Source organism: Sanguibacter sp. TS_SC_8 (genome assembly GCF_055361235.1).
In genome coordinates, this window is the sequence record NZ_CM143955.1 from 1,812,099 (window position 1) to 1,828,703 (window position 16,605).

Below are 16,605 nucleotides of genomic sequence, written 5' to 3' on the forward strand. Positions count from 1 at the left end.
TCACACGTCGTAGGCTGGCCATCGGTCGCTTTCTGACCGCTCGTCAGCCAGGGCGTGTGGCCCTGTCTCCGTCTCCCCGACAACGGAACCCCCATGCTCCTCACGCTGCTCAAGACGTATCTGGCGCCCTACCGCAGGGCACTGGTCCTCGTGATCGTGCTGCAGCTCGCGCAGACCATCGCCTCGCTCTACCTGCCGAGCCTGAACGCCGACATCATCGACAACGGCGTCACCCAGGGCGACACCGCCTACATCTTCCGCATCGGCGCGCTGATGCTCGCGGTGAGCCTGGGGCAGATCCTCTGCGCCGTCGTCGCCGTGTACTTCGGCGCGCGGGCCGCGATGGGCTTCGGACGCGACGTCCGGGAGGCACTGTTCACGAACGTCCAGCGGTTCTCCGGGCAGGACGTGGCCACCTTCGGCGCTCCGTCACTGATCACCCGCACGACCAACGACGTCCAGCAGGTGCAGATGGTCGTCATGCTCGGACTGACCATCATGGTCATGGCCCCGATCATGCTCGTCGGTGGCATCGTCATGGCCCTGCAGCAGGACGTGGGGCTCTCCGCGCTGCTCGTCGTCATCATCCCGGTGCTCGGGATCACCGTGGCGCTCATCGTGGCGCGGATGGTCCCCTCCTTCCGCGCCATGCAGAAGCGCATCGACCGGATCAACTCCGTGCTGCGTGAGCAGATCACCGGGATCCGGGTGATCCGCGCCTTCGTCCGCGAGCGGCACGAGGAGGAACGCTTCGAGGTGGCCAACAGCGAGCTCTACGAGACGTCGCTGCGCGTGGGCAAGCTCATGGCCCTGATGTTCCCGGTGGTCATGCTCGTGATGAACCTCTCGAGCGTGTCCATCATGTGGTTCGGCGGGCTGCGGATCAGCTCCGGCGAGATGCAGATCGGGGCGCTCACCGCCTTCCTCAGCTACATCATGTACATCCTCATGGCCGTCATGATGTCCACGATGATCTTCATGATGGTGCCCCGCGCGGCCGTCTCGGCTGAGCGCATCACGGAGGTGCTGGACACCGAGTCCTCCGTCGTCGAGGCGCTCGACCCGATCCCGCTGCCTCAGGTCGCCGGCCGGGTGGCCTTCACCGACGTCGAGTTCCGCTACCCCGGAGCCCAGGACCCGGTGCTCTCCGCGCTGACCTTCACTGCCGAACCGGGGGAGACCACCGCCATCATCGGGTCGACGGGCTCGGGCAAGACCACCGTGATGAACCTCATCCCGCGACTCTTCGACGCGACCGGGGGCACGGTCAGCGTCGACGGCGTCGACGTCCGCAGCGCGGCCGGGCAGGACCTGTGGGCGACCATCGGGATGGTGCCGCAGAAGCCCTTCCTGTTCTCCGGGACGATTCGCTCCAACCTCGCCTTCGGCCTCGAGGGCGCGACGCCCGAGCAGATGTGGGATGCGCTCGACGTCGCGCAGGCCCGGACGTTCGTCGCCGAGCTCGCCGACGGGCTCGACACACCGGTCTCCCAGGGCGGTACGAACTTCTCCGGCGGGCAGCGCCAGCGCCTGGCGATCGCCCGGGCGATCATCCGCAGCCCGCGGATCGTCCTCTTCGACGACTCCTTCTCCGCCCTCGACTACGCCACGGACGCGGCCCTGCGCCGGGCGCTGGCACCGCGGACCAAGGACTCGACGATGATCGTCGTCGCCCAACGGGTGGCGACCATCCGGACCGCGGAGAAGATCATCGTGCTCGACCAGGGGCGGATCGTGGGGCAGGGGACGCACACCGAGCTGCTCGCCGACTGCCAGACCTACCAGGAGATCGTCTCCTCCCAGCTGTCTGCCGAGGAGGCAGCATGAGCCCCGACCGCACCCCCCAGGGCGAGCCCACCCCCCAGGGCGAGCCCACCCCCCAGGGCGAGCCCACCCCCCAGGGCGAGCCCGCCCCCCAGGGCGGGGGACCAGCCCAGAAGCCCGACACCGCCGCGGTGATCCGCGGGGCGAAGGGACCAGGCGGCCCCGGTGGCCGCGGGCCGATGGGCGGGATGGGGATGCCCACCGAGAAGGCCATGAACTTCACCGGGTCGCTGCGCCGGTTCGCCGGGTACCTGCGGCCTGAACGGGTGCGCGTGGTCGCCGTGACGGTGCTCGCAGTGGTCGCGGTGACGCTCTCCGTCCTGGGGCCCAAGCTGCTCGGGACCGCGACGAACCTCATCTTCGAAGGTGCCACGAGCGCCCAGTTCCCGGCCGGGCAGACCCAGGACCAGGTGATCGCGGGTCTGCGGGCCTCCGGCCAGGACAAGCTCGCCGATCTGCTCTCCGGGATGACGTTCACCCCGGGGCAGGGCCTGGACACCGCCGCGCTGCGCAACGTGCTCTTCGTGGTGATCGCCGTGTACGTCGGCTCCTTCCTCTTCGGGTGGATGCAGGGCCGGATCACGGCGATCGTCGTGCAGAACACGGTGCTCGACCTGCGCGCGCAGGTGGAGGCGAAGATCAACCGGCTGCCGCTGAGCTACTTCGACCGCCAGCAGCGCGGGGAGGTGCTCTCCCGGGTGACCAACGACATCGACAACGTCGCCCAGACGCTCCAGCAGACCCTGTCCCAGCTGGTCACCGCGATCCTGACGATCGTCGGGGTGCTCGGGATGATGTTCTGGATCTCCCCGCTGCTGGCCGTCGTGGCGCTGGTGACGGTGCCGCTGTCGGTCCTGGTCACCGCGGCCATCGCCAAGCGCTCCCAGCCGCAGTTCATCAAGCAGTGGGCCGCGACCGGGACGATCAACGCGCACGTGGAGGAGATGTACTCCGGGCACGCGCTGGTCAAGGTGTTCGGTCACCAGCGCGGTGCGATCGAGACCTTCCAGGTGGAGAACGCCGCGCTGTACGAGTCGAGCTTCAAGGCCCAGTTCATCTCCGGGATCATCCAGCCGGCGATGGGTTTCATCGCGAACCTCAACTACGTCGTCGTCGCGGTCGTCGGCGGGTTGCGGGTGGCGTCGGGGACGATGACCCTCGGTGACGTGCAGGCGTTCATCCAGTACTCGCGCCAGTTCACCCAGCCGATCACGCAGGTCGCCTCGATGATGAACCTGCTGCAGTCCGGGGTGGCCTCGGTCGAGCGGGTCTTCGAGCTGCTCGACGCGCCGGAGCAGAGCCCCGACCCGGTGGACCCTCAGCGGCTGCCGTCGGTGCGCGGTCGTGTCGCCTTCGAGGACGTGGCCTTCAGGTACAGCCCCGAGGTGCCGCTCATCACCTCGCTCTCCCTCGTGGCCGAGCCGGGGCAGACGATCGCGATCGTGGGGCCGACCGGTGCCGGGAAGACGACCCTGGTCAACCTGCTCATGCGCTTCTATGAGGTGAGCGCGGGGCGGATCACGCTCGACGGCGTGGACATCGCCGCGATGACCCGGGACGACCTGCGCTCCAACATCGGCATGGTGCTCCAGGACACGTGGCTGTTCAACGGCACGATCGCGGACAACATCCGGTACGGGACGACCAGGGAGGTGACCGCCGAACGCCTGCTCGAGGCCGCCGTCGCCACGCACGTCGACCCGTTCGTGCGGACATTGCCGGACGGCTACGAGACGGTGCTCGACGCCGAGGGGGGCAGCGTGAGCGCAGGGGAGAAGCAGCTGCTGACCATCGCCCGGGCGTTCCTGGCCGACCCGGCGATCCTCATCCTCGACGAGGCGACGTCCTCGGTCGACACCCGCACCGAGGTGCTCGTGCAGCAGGCGATGAACGCGCTGCGTCAGGGTCGCACGAGCTTTGTCATCGCGCACCGCCTCTCTACGATCCGCGATGCCGACGTGATCCTCGTGATGGAGCACGGTGACATCGTCGAGCAGGGTGACCACGACTCCTTGCTGGCCGCGGGCGGGGCCTACGCGCACCTCTACGAGAGCCAGTTCGCGGTGGCCGAGGTCGACTGAGCCGGGAGCGGCTGGTCAGGGCGGCGGGCGCGGGCGGGGAGAATAGGGTCGTGCCTCTCATCGCGATCACTGACGCTGCCGACGACCGTCTTGCCGACTACATCAACCTCACCGACATCGTTCTGCGGTCCAAGAGCGAACCGGAGAAGGGGCTGTTCATCGCGGAGAGCTCGACGGTCATCCGGCGTGCTCTCGCCGCCGGGCACCGGCCGCGGTCCTTCTTCATGGCGGCCAAGTGGCTCGACTCGATGGCCGACGTCGTCGCGCAATGGCCCGACGTCCCCGTCTTCGTCGGTGAACCGGCCATGCTCGAGGCGATCACCGGCTTCCACCTGCACCGAGGCGCGCTCGCTGCCATGCACCGCCCACCGCTCGTCTCGGTCCCCGAGCTGCTGGCCGCCGCCCGCGACGGCCAGGGCGCCCGGCGCGTGGCCGTCCTCGAGGACGTGGTGGACCATACGAACGTCGGCGCCGCGTTCCGCAGCGCCGCGGCGTTGGGAGTCGACGCCGTGCTCGTCACCCCGCGCTGCTCGGACCCGCTGTACCGGCGCTCGGTGCGGGTGAGCATGGGGACGGTGTTCCAGGTGCCGTGGACGCGGATCGAGAGCTGGCCGGCGGGGATTGCCGAGCTGCAGGCGGCGGGGTTCACGGTTGCGGCGCTGGCGCTCAGCGACGACTCGGTGACGCTGGACGAGTTCGTGGGGCAGGGGAACGAGAAGGTCGCGTTCGTGTTCGGGACTGAGGGGCACGGGCTCGGTGACGCGACGCTGGCGGCTGTGGATGCCGTGGTGAAGATCCCGATGGCTGGGGGAGTGGACTCGTTGAACGTGGCGGCGAGCGCAGCCGTCGTCTTCTACGTGACACGGTAGCTCCGTCGGTCTAGAGGATGGGACCGCCTCCAGCTCCAGGTTGCTCTGCGCACCGGCACCGAGGGCCCCGAGGATCCTCGACTCTCCCACGGGATGTCCGCAAAATGGCGGGTGCGGGTATGGGGGCGGAAGCTGCGCGGAGCGGAGTACGACCTCCCTGAGGATCCGATCACGCTCGGGCTCTGGAGAGGTACGAGGCTGACGAAGCCCGGAGCCGCCCGGAGCCGCCGACACCGTCATAGAAGGTGTCCCTCAGGACGGCATGACGAACCCCCGCACCGTGATCGATGCGGGGGTTCCGGACAGAGAGGGGCGGGGTGGTGCACCCGCTGGTGTTACAGGGGACGTGTCTGAGGGTTCACCGACAGGGCGCCGTCAGGGATACCCCTCGCGAGATCCTGCATCGCAGGGGTCACATACGAGACATCGAGGAAAGTCGTGTTCTCGTCGAAGTCCAGCCCGCCACCGAAGGCGAAGAAGACATCCTCGTGGTCGGCCAGCATCGCAAGATCCTCGATCAGTTGTAGCTCCGACCGGCTGTACGGACTGGCGCGAACGATCAGCGCGTCGCCGAAGAAGGGGCGGAAAGCTCGCTCGACCTGGTCGACGTCGTGGGCCAAGACGTGCACTTCGTAGGGGTCTCGGGAGAAGGAGACCAGGGTCTTCTCCTCTATGAGGTCACCGGTCACCTGAAGAGCTCGCTCGACCTGACTGGCATCGAGGCGCTGACGCCCCGGCTCATCTCGAAGCGTGAGCTCGATGTCCGCAGGCCGTGCGAGGGGTGACCCGTCGAACGAGCCGTCAGTGATTGCTTCCCCATCCCACCGGCCAGTGACCGTCCCCTCAATGCCCACGAGCGCGGCTTCGCCGCCGTTCGCGAGCGAGAAGGGGATCAGGGCGGAGCTTGGCCAGTGGACCTGACACTCCTCGCGTAGCTCGTCGAGCCGGTAGAGGGAGAAGCCCGCGCGCGTCCGAACGACGGTGCCCGTTGCCTGGGCGCCGTCGTTCGGTCGTAGTACTTCGAGGTGCATCTAGGTCAGCAAGCTGCCGCGACGGCGTCCGGCGCGGCGCTGGCGAACTCCTGCGACGCGATGTCGGGCAGCGACAGGGGGCCGTTCTTGTAGCCCCAGAACTTCGCCTGCATCACGTAGACCTTAAAAGGCTGCGGACACGGGGGGCTCTCGCGGGTGATGCACCGCACCTGATCCATACCGCCGTACACCTTAGCTTTGTAGGCATTGAGCACCGCTGATTTGCGCGCGTTGCAGGTTGCAAGCGACTTAAAGCTTGCGTCGTAATCCGTCCATGGCCCGAGGACGATCTGCTCGGCCTGTACGTCGGCTGACGCGGTATACAAGACGGTGCTCGGTGCCGGTGTCTCTCCCGCCGAAGCTGCTGTCGCGCCAAAGATGAGCGCGGCTGCGGCGACCAGAGTTGTGATCGAACGTGTGATTCTCAGAATTCCCCCTGCTGATTCGGCTATGTGCAAGGCGATGCTCCCATCAGGGTCTGGGCGCTGTCCAGACCCTGACCGGACTTACGCCGCCGACGTGGCAACAACAGCTCCATCAACTACCGCATGACCCGTTGCGTCCGCCACCTCCGTCGTAGCTCCTTTGAGGGCAGAGCATGACTGAACCCCCGCACCGACGTCGGTGCGGGGTTCGTTGAGTGTGGCGCTGCGCCGCCAGGGCGACCGGTCGTACCACCGCGTGGCCCTGGCCGTTGCCCTTTCCGAGACGAACGCCGAGGACCTCGAAGCCACGAGCGGCCCAAAGCGCCTTGAACCCCTGACCGTCCGTCGTCGGGTCGAAGCCGGAGGTGAAGTCCACGCGCAGCGCGCCGCTCGCTGCGTGAGACTCAGGCTCGACAATGACCTGAGCCGGCAACTGGACCACGCCCCGCTTCTCCGCACGGGCTGCGGCCCGCTCCGCCGCGAACGCGCGGATCTCGGTTGCCCTTGCCTCGGTCCGCATCTTCTGTTCCGCGACCCGGTCCAGCGCCTCGCGGACCGAGTCGCCGGTCCAGGTCTCGTGGTCCAGCCCAGCCTGGGCCAGGGCATTCAAGGTCGAGCGGACCTTGCGCTGGGCCGACCCGATCAGGGCCGTCGGGTCCTGGCCCGCAGCCTGGGCTACCGCGATGCCCCACGACCGCGAGCCACCCAGGACGGCCCACGCTGGATGCTCGGCGGAACGGAGCAGGACCGCGACGCTGCCGTCGACCGGCTGCTCACGGACCCGGGAGAACCTGGGCCGTACACCGACTTCGAACTGGGCATGGCGAACGGCACGCTGTCGGCGCTCGGCTGGGTCCTGGGCGCCGAGTGGGACTTCCTGGATACGTAGATCAAGCCCTTCCCAGAAATGCCTGCACCTGGGCGAACACTTGCGAGATCGCAGGCCGGTGCTCTCGCACACCGAAGTCGAAATCGGTGGGTGCTGCGTTCCGCAGCGCCGCCGCGTTGGGGGTGGACGCCGTGCTGGTCACCCCGCGCTGCTCGGACCCGCTCTACCGGGGCAGCGTGCGGGTGAGCATGGTGACGGTGTTCCAGGTGCCGTGGACGCGGATCGAGAGCTGGCCGGCGGGGATCGCGGAGCTGCAGCCTGCGGGCTTCACGGTGGCCGCGCTGGCGCTGTCGGACGACTCGATCACCCTTTATGAGTTCGTGGAGCAGCAGAACGAGAAGGTCGCATTCGTGTTCGGCACCGAGGGCCACGGCCTCGACCAGGCGACGCTTGTCGCTGCTGACGCGGTGGTGAAGATCCCGATGGCCGGGGGAGTTGATTCGCTCAATGTGGCTGCGAGCGCCGCGGTCGTCTTCTACGCCACGCGCTAGCCTGGCGCGACTGCATTCACTTCGACTCGTTGGTCTGGTGGTGACCATCTGGCGGGCCGCGTAACCGTGCAGATGGCAGCCTTCTCGCCGGTCACGGTAGCGCGGGCGCGGCGAAGGGTGGGGTTCTGGAGTACCTCTTCGCTATCTCCTACCTCCTTGGTGTGGGCAGTTGAGAACAGCAGCCCTCTCTACTCGCGAAGGTCTCCTGCAGCAAGTCAACCCAGAGGCTGTCGCCGCCATCACTGGTGCGGGCACCTGCAACTAGCTGTGTGGGGGCGGCTCGAATGCTCGCGCCTCGGCGTTCTTCAGCTGATGTGCCTTGTGGCTGGTGCCCATCGCGTCCTCCGATGCGCGCCATCGAGACAATCTGCCGAGTTGCGCTCGGATCTGCGCCTGGGTCTGAAGCTCAAGGATGAGCATGTCGTGGCGAAGGGCACGCTCTCCTTCCGCTTCCGGCGTGGACTTAGCCGTCGTTGGGCTGGACGGTCTGGACATCGTCGTTGGTGATCGTGTTGGTGGTCGTCCCCAAGAGGAAGAAAGCCATGAGAGCTGTCGTCAGCAGCGTCGCGATGCTCAGAACCGCGCTTGCTCGGAGGAGGCCCAGGCGTCCGGTGGTTCGGCGAATCTGGATGAGCGCTGCCACGAGTGTGCCGAGGGCGATCGCTGAGGCTATCCAAGGAACGGCGATGACGAGGGCGAGAGAGGCGATCGATGAGATGAGCAGAGTCGGTGCGATCCAGGCGGTGTTGGTCGCTCCTGGTGCAGTTGGCGCCGGTGTGGCTGTTGCGGCGATTCGCTCCACAGGACCCAGGTCGGACAGCACGGCCATCGCCGCAGCCTTGTCCGCGGCCGCTCCGTCGAGCGCGTCCTCGATGTGCTCACGGACTGCCGCGAGGGTATCTGCGCGTTCCTGCGGGTCAGCGTGAGTGAGGGCTCGCTCGAGGTCTGTGAGGTAGGCGGTGATGAGCGGGTGGGTGTGTCCGCTAGGAGCCGAGGTGGTCATTGCGCTTCCTCCAGAATGGCGTTGACAGCGGTGCTGAATGGGTCCCAGGTGATGACGAAAGCCTCGAGCGAGGCGATGCCTGCGTCGGTGAGTTGGTAGTAGCGCCGGGGCGGACCGGAAGTGGATTCCTGCCACGTCGTCTCCACCAACCCTTGCCTGCGCAGCCGCGACAGCAGGGGGTATACCGTTCCCTCGCTGGCAACGAGGCGACTGCTGTGGAGGCGCGCTGCGAGCTCTAGCCCATAGGACGGCTTGGCGCGCAGGCAAGCAAGGACGCAGTACTCCAGTACGCCCTTGCGCAGTTGTGTGAGAACTGCTTCTGATGTTGATGCCATGACACCAAGGTATCAGTACCTTGCACCACTGGGTAGTGCGCGCTGTGCAGAACCTTGCTTTGATGCGCCTGGGCCGGTCACGCCCATCCCGACAGAGAGGCACGACGATGAGTATGAAGAAGCGCCAAGTGGTCTTGACGATCCTGGCGGCAGGGGCATTGATGTTCGGCAGCGGGGTCGCGCAGGCAGCGACGCCCGGTGGCGGACTTGAGACAGCGGTCGAGGTTCCCCCAGAGGTGCAGGTCTACCTGGACACGCTCGCGCCGGCGGACAGGGCCGAGTTCGTCGCGACGATGTTGCCTGCTACCACGACTGTCACCTACGGCGAGCAGACCCCTGCAAACGCGACGGCTCGGGCAAGTCTGGAAGCCGCCAACGCGAGCGGCCTCGCTGTCTCGCCCATGGCTACTGGCTGCTGGACCTTGCGCGTCAACAGCAGCGCACAGGCTACGGCCGGGAACACCCTGTACACGTACTACCACGTTGGATACTGGTGCGCGTCGGGGTCAACCGTGACCACGGCGAAGGTGCAGGATCGTGGCGGCGAGACGAGTACGCCTGGGTGGCGCTGGGAAGGTGCCATCAACGGCGGCGCGGGAGTGGTGTCCAACCAGGGGCGCTCTTACTCTCAGGTGAAGTTCGTCCTCGGCGTTGGCGGCTGGGACGTCCAGAGCCCCACTCCTTGCCTGCGGGTCAACGGTCTCTCCAACGGAACCGGGACCACCAGCAGCACCTGCGGCATCTACTAGCAGTCTCAATCTGGCCCCGTCGCGTGCATGCGACGGGGCCAGACTTCTTGTGTCACAGCGGCCTTTTGTGAGGGCCAGGCAAGAGATTCTCGACCGCCGGACGCCTACGGCTCGCGGTTGCGACCTCCTCACCGCCCGGAACGCGGATCGTCGTTCCTCGGGGAGTCCAGGTGGATCGCGGAACGGATCCGGTGCGTGGTCGGGGAGGAGCCGGCCAGCTGGACTCACTCGGGGACACCGGCGGTCGAGGGCTGCGGTCACCTGCCTGCGGCGCCCGGCTACGTCAGCCGCTCACAGCGGCGGGCGGCCCAGGGTGAGGCGGTGATCACCACAAGTGCTTGCCCCTTCCCTCATCACACTTCCTGCCCTTCTCTTGGGTGGGCAGGGGCGTCGGCTGCAGGGGCCTCACTCGGTCGTCTCGTCAGCAGCTGGACGGGTGAAGCATGGCTGCAAGAAGCCGTTGGATCTCATCAGTTTCACATCGGCAAGGACCTCGTCCAGCATCCGCTGGTACATGTCGGAGGTGCGCCCGTGAGAGTTCCCGGCATCGCGACCGTCGTCGAAGCAGGCCGGCAAACTTCTTAGCCAACTACCGCACTCTCTTGGCATCCAACGGACTACGCGCTCGGAGTCGATGGGGTCAACGCTGTTCTGCTGGCGCACTTCGAAATGGAGCTTGAAGAGCTGTTCGCCGAGAACGACTTCGAAGAGGAGCCTCGACGCCGAGAAGAGATCCTGGCTGCCGAGACGGCGATGTTCGATCGTGTCTGGTATAACCGATCGCTCCAGCACGAATACCGGGTTCGCGGTGAGGGCGACGATGCTGCCGTCGAGCGGCTGCTCACGATCGCGGGCTCGGGGTGTGAGCGCGTCGAGGCGGCGCACACTGAACCGGGAGAACCTGGGCCGTACACCGACTTCGAACTGGGCATGCCGAACGGCACGCTGTCGGCGCTCGGCTGGGTCCTGGGCGCCGAGTGGGACTTCCTGGATACGTAGATCAAGCCCTTCCCAGAAATGCCTGCACCTGGGCGAACACTTGCGAGATCGCAGGCCGGTGCTCTCGCACACCGAAGTCGAAATCGGTGGGTGCTGCGTTCCGCAGCGCCGCCGCGTTGGGAGTCGACGCCGTGCTCGTCGCCCCGCGCTGCTCGGACCCGCTGTACCGGCGCAGCGTGCGGGTGAGCATGGGGACGGTGTTCCAGGTGCCGTGGACGCGGATCGAGAGCTGGCCGGCGGGGATCGCTGACCTGCAGGCTGCGGGCTTCACGGTGGCGTCGTTGGCGCTGTCGGACGACTCGGTGACGATGGACGAGTTCATCGACATGAAGCATGAGAAGACGGCGTTCATCCTCGGCACTGAGGGGCACGGGTTGAAGCAGGAGACCCTGGCGGCGTCGGACTACGTGGTGCGGATCCCGATGGCTGGGGGAGTGGACTCCCTCAACGTCGCGGCGACGGCCGCGGTGGTCTTCTACGCGACGCGGTAGCCGCCGCAGGGGACGTCTCCGACCGCAGCAGGAGTCCCCTAGTCGTCGGCGGGGAACTCCTGGGAGCCGACGACGAACGGGATGTCCGTCACCGCCCGGAAGTGCAGCGTGATCGTCGGCGGGACCGCGCCTGTCTCGCCGGGCTTGAGGTCTCTCTGTTTGGCAGGCTCGGATCGGACGCGCTCGACGGTGAGCTGTCCCCATCCCGGGACGACGATGACGGTCCCGGGTGCGTCCTTGACCTCGATCGTGGCGAAGCCCGGTCCGCTCACCGAGTACGACGCCAGTGACTCGTCCGGGCTGTCGTTGCCCGAGTGTGCCGTGATCAGCACGCCACTGACCCACAGCTCGGTGCGGGTCTTCATCGAGAAGGTCTCGCCCCCGGAGAGACCGGGTGGAGCTGGCGTGGTCCACCGGTCTCCGGGCGTGGTCACGGGGCGACCTCGGGAGCGATGGAGCTTCGCCTGCCTGCGGGGTTGAACGTGGCGAGCCGGAGCGATCCTCCTGTGCGAAGGTCTGTACACGGTCGCGGCGATGGCCCCGGCGGTGTTCGATGGTGGGATGCTTACATTCCATGCATTTATGGGCTGCAGTCTTGACGGGTACATTGCGGGACCGAACGGCGAGCTGGACTGGCTGACTGTCTTTGATGCCACCGGGTATGACGACTTCTTCAGCTCCATCGACGCCCTGGCCATGGGGCGTGTGACCTACGACGTGATGCGGGAGATCGGTCCAGACTTCTACCGGGGCGTGCCGATGCATGTCCTGTCGACCACCTTGCCTCCTGGCCCGCACCCAGACATAAGACGCTCGAAGGTGACCGTTCATCGGGATATCCCCTCGTTGCAGTCAGCACTCGAGGATGCAGGCGCGAAGAGGGTGTATGCCGACGGTGGCAAGACCGTTCAGGGGTTCCTTGCCGCGGGCCTGCTCTCTGACCTCACGGTGACTCGCGTTCCCGTGCTCCTCGGTCGTGGGATCCCCATGTTCGGGGCCGTGCCCAGTCCGGTGCGGGCGCGCCTTGTCGAATCGCACGCGACCAACGATGGCGCCGTGCAATCCGTCTATCAGTTCCCTGTGAACAGTTCTCTGTGAGTCAAGTGATTGACTGAACGCGGCGATCAGTCGCACCCATCGAGCAGACGGACCGGTACGTCGTGCTCGGTCACGCCGTCGGCGGTTCGTTCGACCCGGAACACGGGGCGCCCCCTCTGCTCAGTCACCGCCTCAGCGAACTCTCCGTCGCGCCAGACGACTGCAGCGTGGTCATCGACCCCGTATCCGTCGCCCAGCACTCCTGTCGATACCCACTGCTGGTACCCCTCGCGCCGGTCCGGATCGCCGAGGTAGTGCGGGCAGGCGCTCCCCGGGATGAAGCCGAGCCCGTCCGCGAGCGGTACCAGGGGGCCGAACGAGTCTGTCGAGGACCCTTCGAACCAGCAGTTCATTCCTGCACTGATCCCCGCGAGCACGGTGCCGTCGGCAGCGGCCTTCTCCAGCACATCGGGCAGACCGTGAAGACGCCACACCGCGAGCAGATTGGCGGACGAACCTCCCCCGACGTAGATCACGTCCTGGTCCAGCAGCATGCTCGGGTCGGAGTAGCCCCACGGCTCGCGGCAGAAGAGTGACAGCACAGACGTGTCGGCGCGGTCGGCGAACGCAGCCTCGAATCGCTGGATGTACCCGTCGGCGTCACCGCTTGCGGTCGGGATGAAACAAACTCGCGGACGAGTCCTGCCGGTCAACTCGAGGATGTAGTCGTCGATCGCGGACGAGCCGTCGTCGGACATCGAGAAGCCGCCCCCGCCGAGGGTGACGATCGTCCCCCTCACGCGCGACCTCCGGTCGACCTGAGGCCGCCCGCCGGGCAGTCGTGGGGGTTGACGAGTGGGTGCTTGGCGGTGATCACACCCACCAGCCTATCCACAATGCCCGGTTGGCACGAAGTGGCATGATCGGGCCATGCGCCAGCGTCGCCGTCCTCTTGTAGCCCTCGTCCTCCTCGGCATCTTCTTCGTCGGGGCGGGGGTGTTGACCTTCGCCACTGCTGGGCCGGTGACTCTCGGCTGGGCCTCCTCCGCGCCGCTCGCGGAGACAGTCTCCTTCCAGGGAGCCGTCCTGCTGGACACCCGCCGTCGTGTCGCACTTCTTGTGGTGGTGGCTGGAGCAGTTGTGCTCAGCGCCGTCGCGGGCTACGTCCTCGGGCGGCGACATGCGCCGGACTCGGCGCGATCGTCGCGCGAACCGGCAGAGGGCGACCGATGAGGCGCTCCCGTGCGCTCGTCGCGATCATGGCGATTGCCGGCCTCAGTGCCTGCTCGCCCCAGGAGCCGGAGGTCGTCCACATGATGGTCGACTACCCGCCCTACGACCTCGCAGGCCTCTCTGACTCGGCTGCGCTGGTGGTCGAGGGTCGGGTCGTCGCCACGGCGTCGACGGTGCTTCTGCCCCGGCCCCCAGCAGGGGACACCCCCGAGGAGAACCCGCAGCTCGGCCTGAGCGAGGACGAGATCGCCAAGGCTCTGGCCGCGGACAACGGAGTCCCAGCCACCGAGGTCCGGTTCGAGGTCGAGGTCGTCCACCATGGAGACGCCGCCCCGGGTGACATCGTCACCTTCCACCAGACCGGTGGAACCGTCCAGGAGACCTCGTACGTCGACGACGCAGCCCCGCTGGTCGAGGTGGGGGCCGAGCGCCTGCTCTTCCTCGGGCTGTCCGGGGACCGGCTCTCCATCCTCGGCGGCAGCGCCGGTCTGTACGAGACGAGCGGATCCGGCACCTTCACGGCTGTCAACCCTGACCGCGCGCCCGCCGCGCAGCTCTCCGGGGAGGACCTGGCGCGAGAGCTGGGGGGACCGTGGGTCGCTCTGAACCCGCAGCGAGCCGCCGCTAGTCCGACCCGGTCTCCTCGATCAGCCGGAGGGCGGCCGTGACGCGGGGGTTGCGCTCGGGGCTGGAGTCGATCCCGAGCGTGGCGTAGACGGCGTAGACGTGGTTCTGGACGGACTTCTCCGTGATGACCAGCTCGCTGGCGATCCCGGCGTTGGACAGGCCGGAGGCGAGCAGCCGCAGGACCGCGTACTGGCGGCTGGTCAGCTCGGCGACCTTCGTCCCCACCCGCGGACGCATGCGTCGCAGCAGGGCGGGGTCGAGGGTGCTGCCGCCGTCGGCCGCTACCTTGATCGCGTGGACCAGCGCACCGGAGTCGTTGGTGGACGTCTTGGACAGGTAGCTCCAGGTGCCGGCGACGTCCTTGGGCAGGTCGAGCATGAGCCCGATCGCGTCCTGCGCGCTGAGCAGGACGACCTTGAGCTTGGGGTCGGCGCGGCACAGCTGCACGCCGAGGGCGATGCCGTTGCCGTCGGGCAGGTCGACGTCGAGCAGCGCGACGTCGGCGGATCCCGGGGTGATCAGGGCGTGAGCCTGCGTCACAGTTCCGCACGAGGCCGCCAGCTCCAGCCCGTCGGTCGTGGTGATGATGTGGTCGAGCATGCTCCGGAACAGGGTGTGGTCCTCGACGACTGCCACCCGGACTGCTGCCTCGCTAGCTCTCATCATGTCAGTATGCCCGTCCGACCAGCCATAATGGGCGCCATGATCGCTGAGACAGGGTACGCGGATCGTGGCGACGAGTGGCGCGACCGGCGAGCCATCGGGGTAGGGACGGCGCTGGTCCTGTTCGCGATGGTGCTCATGGGTGTGCTGCACAGCGTCTCGATCACCAGGCTGTCAGGGACAGCCATGCCCGAGGTGGTGTGGATCCGGGCCCTGGGGAACACCGTCGTGGCGGCTTGCATGCCGGTCCTTGTCCTCGCGTTCGGCGTGCCCAAGGCCGCAGGGTGGTGGGCAGCGCTGCGATCGATCCTCCCCGCGGCGGCGCTCGCCGCCATAGTGCGGGGGTGCGTGCTGGGGCTCTTCGGAGCGTGGGAGGGGGACGTTTCGGCGCTGTGGTTCGCGGAACGGCTCGTCGAGTGGCTCGGTGGCCTGGCCCTGTGTGTGTGCGCCGCCCTGATCGGCTTCTTCTACCTGCACAGCCAACGCACCCTGCGTATGGAGGAGCGCCTCTCCGGGCGACGGGCAACTCAACGCGAGCTGGCGCTGCGGAGCCTGGAGCGGGAGGAGGTCCGCGTCCGTCGCAGCATCGCCGAGGGGCTGCACGGCAGCCTCCAGCAGCGGCTCGTGGTCCAGTCGATCCGGCTCGAGATCCTCATCGACCAGGTCTCCGCCCACGGCGTCGACCCCGAGATCGTGGAGAGCCTGCGTGAGCTGCGTGACGAGATCGACACGCTCCGCGAGCACGACGTCCGCGAGGTGAGCAGGATGCTCTACCCCGAAGGGATCGAGGTGGGCATGGTGCCAGCGATCAGGATCTTGCTCCGGCGACTCCCTCCGAGCATCGCGACCAGCTTCGACGTGAGCGACGAGGTCCGCAGGGCAGACGACCCGTCGTACCCGGGCATGACTCAGGCCGCGCGCCTGCTGGCGGTGCGGTTCGTGGAGGAGATGATCACCAACGGGCTGCGGCACGGTAACGCCACAGCCTTTGCCGTGGCCGTCGACCTCGTCGACGGGGCCCTCAGGCTCGAGGTGGCCAATGACGGGGTGGCGATCGACCTCTCCGCCGTCGAGTCCGGATCCGGGCTGCGGCGCCTCAACGAACGTCTTGCGCTGGTGGGAGGCGCTGTGGAGATCGTGTCAGACGGAAGAGCCCAGCTGGCCGGTGACGGCGTGATGGTCCTTCCGGCATCGGATCGTGGGGTGCGCTTGCGTGCGATGCTGCCGGTCGGCGACCTCAGCGACGTCGCTGTGGCACCGAAATATCAGCCAGCCACCGGACAATAGTGACAAAGCACTCTTGCAGCGGGTGAAAATGCCTGGGGAAAGGGCTTGCCCTAGGTGATAAGGCCCAGGTGACTCTGCCGAGGCGGAGGGCGCGCCCGTAGTTTGGGCCTGCGTTCACGATGAGCGCCTCAACTCAGGAGTGACAACTATGGCTTCTCCGAAGCGTCGCAAGACCGCCGCCCTCGCACTCGCCTTCGTCGGTGTTGCGGGTCTGTCCATCGCCTCCGCAGCCCAGCTCAACCTCGGAACCGGCAGCCTCGGCGCCGGAACCACCGTCGTCGCCAGCTGCCAGCCGACCGCGACGCCGATCGGGGTCGGCTTCACCAACGCCTTCGCCACCGGCGAGTACCAGGCCACGAACGTCCTGCTCAAGTCGGTTGACGCCGCGTGCGTCGGACTGAACTACAAGGTCACGCTGACCAACTCGACCGGTGCCGCGATCGGCGGAGAGCTCTCCGGGACGATCACCGCCGCGGGAACCGTCACGATCGCTGTCGCACCGCCCGTCTCGGCCGCAGCCATCACCGGCGTCGCGGTCGTCATCTACTCCTGACGAGCCTCTCCCCGTCC

18 protein-coding genes and 2 pseudogenes are annotated in these 16,605 nt (G+C 67.4%); 13 read left to right on the forward strand and 7 right to left on the reverse strand.

Annotated elements, in window-relative coordinates:
* The first annotated feature begins 93 nt into the window (after positions 1 to 93).
* The 3 genes from ACWA15_RS08220 to ACWA15_RS08230 are packed head-to-tail and all read left to right on the forward strand — an operon-like array spanning position 94 to position 4,774.
* Positions 94 to 1,827, forward strand: coding sequence for an ABC transporter ATP-binding protein (locus ACWA15_RS08220; RefSeq protein WP_464059105.1), 1,734 nt, complete (start codon positions 94 to 96; stop codon positions 1,825 to 1,827).
* A complete protein-coding gene (locus ACWA15_RS08225; protein WP_464059107.1) occupies positions 1,824 to 3,905 on the forward strand; it encodes an ABC transporter transmembrane domain-containing protein in 2,082 nt (693 codons plus the stop codon). Before ACWA15_RS08220 ends, ACWA15_RS08225 begins: the two co-directional genes overlap by 4 nt.
* Positions 3,906 to 3,955: 50 nt before the next feature.
* Entirely contained in the window at positions 3,956 to 4,774 is an 819-nt protein-coding gene (locus ACWA15_RS08230) for a TrmH family RNA methyltransferase (protein WP_464059108.1), read from the forward strand.
* 335 nt (positions 4,775 to 5,109) lie between these two features.
* Here ACWA15_RS08230 and ACWA15_RS08235 read toward each other — a convergent pair whose 3' ends face one another.
* Both ACWA15_RS08235 and ACWA15_RS08240 read right to left on the reverse strand, forming a co-directional pair.
* Positions 5,110 to 5,805, reverse strand: a complete 696-nt coding sequence (locus tag ACWA15_RS08235) for a hypothetical protein (protein ID WP_464059110.1) — start codon at positions 5,803 to 5,805, stop codon at positions 5,110 to 5,112.
* Positions 5,806 to 5,810: 5 nt separating this feature from the next.
* On the reverse strand, positions 5,811 to 6,263 hold the full coding sequence (locus ACWA15_RS08240) for a hypothetical protein (protein WP_464059111.1): 453 nt from the start codon (positions 6,261 to 6,263) through the stop codon (positions 5,811 to 5,813).
* 544 nt (positions 6,264 to 6,807) lie between these two features.
* Between ACWA15_RS08240 and ACWA15_RS08245 the strand changes: the two genes are divergently transcribed.
* Together ACWA15_RS08245 and ACWA15_RS08250 are read left to right on the forward strand one after the other, a co-directional pair.
* Positions 6,808 to 7,119, forward strand: coding sequence for a hypothetical protein (locus ACWA15_RS08245; RefSeq protein ID WP_464059112.1), 312 nt, complete (start codon positions 6,808 to 6,810; stop codon positions 7,117 to 7,119).
* Between the two features lie 83 nt (positions 7,120 to 7,202).
* Positions 7,203 to 7,610 (forward strand): annotated as a pseudogene (locus tag ACWA15_RS08250) (TrmH family RNA methyltransferase); the annotation flags it as partial.
* Between the two features lie 463 nt (positions 7,611 to 8,073).
* Here ACWA15_RS08250 and ACWA15_RS08255 read toward each other — a convergent pair.
* Together ACWA15_RS08255 and ACWA15_RS08260 are read right to left on the reverse strand one after the other, a co-directional pair.
* Positions 8,074 to 8,613, reverse strand: a complete 540-nt coding sequence (locus ACWA15_RS08255) for an HAAS signaling domain-containing protein (RefSeq protein ID WP_464059113.1) — start codon at positions 8,611 to 8,613, stop codon at positions 8,074 to 8,076.
* Positions 8,610 to 8,948: a PadR family transcriptional regulator gene (locus ACWA15_RS08260; protein WP_464059115.1), complete on the reverse strand. Its 339-nt coding sequence runs from the start codon at positions 8,946 to 8,948 to the stop codon at positions 8,610 to 8,612. The genes ACWA15_RS08255 and ACWA15_RS08260 overlap by 4 nt, the downstream gene beginning before the upstream one ends.
* A gap of 107 nt (positions 8,949 to 9,055) precedes the next feature.
* Here ACWA15_RS08260 and ACWA15_RS08265 point away from each other — a divergent pair, with 107 nt between their 5' ends.
* From ACWA15_RS08265 to ACWA15_RS08275, 3 genes and pseudogenes are all read left to right on the forward strand, one after another.
* Positions 9,056 to 9,697, forward strand: a complete 642-nt coding sequence (locus ACWA15_RS08265) for a hypothetical protein (RefSeq protein WP_464059116.1) — start codon at positions 9,056 to 9,058, stop codon at positions 9,695 to 9,697.
* Between the two features lie 669 nt (positions 9,698 to 10,366).
* On the forward strand, positions 10,367 to 10,696 hold the full coding sequence (locus ACWA15_RS08270) for a hypothetical protein (protein WP_464059117.1): 330 nt from the start codon (positions 10,367 to 10,369) through the stop codon (positions 10,694 to 10,696).
* 83 nt (positions 10,697 to 10,779) lie between these two features.
* Positions 10,780 to 11,187, forward strand: a pseudogene (locus tag ACWA15_RS08275) (TrmH family RNA methyltransferase); the annotation flags it as partial.
* A 38-nt stretch (positions 11,188 to 11,225) separates the two neighbouring features.
* Here ACWA15_RS08275 and ACWA15_RS08280 read toward each other — a convergent pair.
* Entirely contained in the window at positions 11,226 to 11,621 is a 396-nt protein-coding gene (locus ACWA15_RS08280; RefSeq protein ID WP_464059118.1) for a hypothetical protein, read from the reverse strand.
* A gap of 100 nt (positions 11,622 to 11,721) precedes the next feature.
* On the opposite strand from ACWA15_RS08280, the gene ACWA15_RS08285 reads away from it, so the two are divergent.
* Positions 11,722 to 12,285: a dihydrofolate reductase family protein gene (locus ACWA15_RS08285; RefSeq protein WP_464059120.1), complete on the forward strand. Its 564-nt coding sequence runs from the start codon at positions 11,722 to 11,724 to the stop codon at positions 12,283 to 12,285.
* 26 nt (positions 12,286 to 12,311) lie between these two features.
* Here the strand turns inward: ACWA15_RS08285 and ACWA15_RS08290 are convergent, their stop codons facing one another.
* A complete protein-coding gene (locus ACWA15_RS08290; RefSeq protein ID WP_464059122.1) occupies positions 12,312 to 13,025 on the reverse strand; it encodes a Type 1 glutamine amidotransferase-like domain-containing protein in 714 nt (237 codons plus the stop codon).
* A gap of 130 nt (positions 13,026 to 13,155) precedes the next feature.
* Between ACWA15_RS08290 and ACWA15_RS08295 the strand changes: the two genes are divergently transcribed.
* Together ACWA15_RS08295 and ACWA15_RS08300 are read left to right on the forward strand one after the other, a co-directional pair.
* A complete protein-coding gene (locus ACWA15_RS08295) occupies positions 13,156 to 13,458 on the forward strand; it encodes a hypothetical protein (protein WP_464059123.1) in 303 nt (100 codons plus the stop codon).
* Positions 13,455 to 14,126, forward strand: a complete 672-nt coding sequence (locus ACWA15_RS08300) for a hypothetical protein (RefSeq protein ID WP_464059124.1) — start codon at positions 13,455 to 13,457, stop codon at positions 14,124 to 14,126. The genes ACWA15_RS08295 and ACWA15_RS08300 overlap by 4 nt, the downstream gene beginning before the upstream one ends.
* Here ACWA15_RS08300 and ACWA15_RS08305 read toward each other — a convergent pair.
* Entirely contained in the window at positions 14,083 to 14,751 is a 669-nt protein-coding gene (locus ACWA15_RS08305; RefSeq protein ID WP_464059125.1) for a response regulator, read from the reverse strand. The two genes, ACWA15_RS08300 and ACWA15_RS08305, sit on opposite strands and share 44 nt — an antisense overlap.
* A 36-nt stretch (positions 14,752 to 14,787) precedes the next feature.
* Here ACWA15_RS08305 and ACWA15_RS08310 point away from each other — a divergent pair, with 36 nt between their 5' ends.
* Both ACWA15_RS08310 and ACWA15_RS08315 read left to right on the forward strand, forming a co-directional pair.
* Positions 14,788 to 16,035, forward strand: coding sequence for a sensor histidine kinase (locus ACWA15_RS08310; RefSeq protein ID WP_464059127.1), 1,248 nt, complete (start codon positions 14,788 to 14,790; stop codon positions 16,033 to 16,035).
* Positions 16,036 to 16,183: 148 nt separating this feature from the next.
* Entirely contained in the window at positions 16,184 to 16,588 is a 405-nt protein-coding gene (locus ACWA15_RS08315) for a hypothetical protein (protein ID WP_464059129.1), read from the forward strand.
* Positions 16,589 to 16,605 lie beyond the last annotated feature (17 nt).

What these genes read in the sequence shown, in the direction of transcription:
- ACWA15_RS08220 (WP_464059105.1), top strand. Translation starts at nt 94, where the DNA reads ATGCTCCTCACGCTGCTCAAGACGTATCTGGCGCCCTACCGCAGGGCA.
- ACWA15_RS08225 (WP_464059107.1), top strand. Translation starts at nt 1,824, where the DNA reads ATGAGCCCCGACCGCACCCCCCAGGGCGAGCCCACCCCCCAGGGCGAG.
- ACWA15_RS08235 (WP_464059110.1), bottom strand. Translation starts at nt 5,805, where the DNA reads ATGCACCTCGAAGTACTACGACCGAACGACGGCGCCCAGGCAACGGGC.
- ACWA15_RS08255 (WP_464059113.1), bottom strand. Translation starts at nt 8,613, where the DNA reads ATGACCACCTCGGCTCCTAGCGGACACACCCACCCGCTCATCACCGCC.
- ACWA15_RS08260 (WP_464059115.1), bottom strand. Translation starts at nt 8,948, where the DNA reads ATGGCATCAACATCAGAAGCAGTTCTCACACAACTGCGCAAGGGCGTA.
- ACWA15_RS08265 (WP_464059116.1), top strand. Translation starts at nt 9,056, where the DNA reads ATGAGTATGAAGAAGCGCCAAGTGGTCTTGACGATCCTGGCGGCAGGG.
- ACWA15_RS08270 (WP_464059117.1), top strand. Translation starts at nt 10,367, where the DNA reads ATGGAGCTTGAAGAGCTGTTCGCCGAGAACGACTTCGAAGAGGAGCCT.
- ACWA15_RS08285 (WP_464059120.1), top strand. Translation starts at nt 11,722, where the DNA reads ATGGCCCCGGCGGTGTTCGATGGTGGGATGCTTACATTCCATGCATTT.
- ACWA15_RS08295 (WP_464059123.1), top strand. Translation starts at nt 13,156, where the DNA reads ATGCGCCAGCGTCGCCGTCCTCTTGTAGCCCTCGTCCTCCTCGGCATC.
- ACWA15_RS08300 (WP_464059124.1), top strand. Translation starts at nt 13,455, where the DNA reads ATGAGGCGCTCCCGTGCGCTCGTCGCGATCATGGCGATTGCCGGCCTC.
- ACWA15_RS08305 (WP_464059125.1), bottom strand. Translation starts at nt 14,751, where the DNA reads ATGATGAGAGCTAGCGAGGCAGCAGTCCGGGTGGCAGTCGTCGAGGAC.
- ACWA15_RS08310 (WP_464059127.1), top strand. Translation starts at nt 14,788, where the DNA reads ATGATCGCTGAGACAGGGTACGCGGATCGTGGCGACGAGTGGCGCGAC.
- ACWA15_RS08315 (WP_464059129.1), top strand. Translation starts at nt 16,184, where the DNA reads ATGGCTTCTCCGAAGCGTCGCAAGACCGCCGCCCTCGCACTCGCCTTC.